1 protein-coding gene is annotated in these 1121 nt (G+C 69.4%); it reads right to left on the bottom strand.

Translation table 11 applies throughout. From position 1 onward, the window contains the following. Positions 1-965 (bottom strand): class II fructose-bisphosphate aldolase (gene fbaA, locus AB0N07_RS51740; protein ID WP_365848042.1); only part of this gene is annotated, 965 nt, incomplete at its 3' end. Between the last annotated feature and the right edge of the window lie 156 nt (positions 966-1121).

Consider the following 1121-nt stretch of genomic DNA (forward strand, 5'->3'; position numbering starts at 1 on the left):
GCCATGCCCTCCTCGGCCTTGGCACCCCACACGCGGGGGTCGTACTGCTTCTTGTCGCCGACCTCGCCGTCGACCTTCAGGACGCCGTCGTAGTTCTCGAACATGTGCCCGGCCACCGGGCGGGTGAACGCGTACTGGGTGTCCGTGTCCACGTTCATCTTCACGACGCCGTACTCCACCGAGTCGGCGATCTCCTGGGCGGCGGAGCCGGAGCCGCCGTGGAACACGAGGTCGAACGGGCGCTCTCTGCCGAACTTCTCACCCACGGCCTGCTGGATCTCCTGCAGGATCTCCGGGCGCAGCTTCACGTTGCCCGGCTTGTAGACACCGTGCACGTTGCCGAAGGTCAGCGCGGTGAGGTAGCGACCGTTCTCGCCGAGGCCGAGGGCCTCCACCGTGGCGATGCCGTCCGCCACGGTGGTGTAGAGCTTCTCGTTGATCTCGTGGGCCACGCCGTCCTCCTCGCCGCCCACGACGCCGATCTCCACCTCGAGGATCTGCTTGTTGGCGTGGGTGCGGGCGAGCAGCTCGCGGCCGATCCGCAGGTTCTCCTCGAGGGTCTCGGCGGAGCCGTCCCACATGTGGGAGTTGAAGATCGGGTCGCGCCCGGCCTTCACCTCGGCCTCGGAGGCGTCCAGCAGGGGCAGGACGAAGCTCTCGAGCTTGTCCTGGGGGCAGTGGTCCGTGTGCAGGGCGATGTTCACGGAGTGCTTCTTGGCGACCTCGCGCGCGAACGCGGCGAACGCCAGCGAGCCGGCGACCATGTCCTTCACGGAGGAGCCGGAGAAGTAGGCGGCGCCGCCGGTGGAGACCTGGATGATGCCGTCCGAGCCGGCCTCGGCGAAGCCGCGGATGGCGGCGTTCACGGTCTGGGAGCTGGTGACGTTGATCGCCGGGTAGGCGAAGGCGCCGTTCTTGGCGGCGTCGATCATCTCGGCGTACTTCTCCGGGGATGCGATGGGCATGCTGCAGCTCCTAGGCGTCGTCGACTCAGGCAGGCGGGGGAGCGCGGCGGGCGCGACACCCTCGGGCTCATCCTATCCGCGCGGCCGGACCCGCCCCAGGGCCCCGGGCCCGACGGCGACGCCGGCCTGGGCACGGACCCGTCACTGACCTAGGGT

It is taken from the genome of Streptomyces sp. NPDC051172 (assembly GCF_040682555.1).
Taxonomy (GTDB): Bacteria; Actinomycetota; Actinomycetes; order Streptomycetales; family Streptomycetaceae; genus Streptomyces.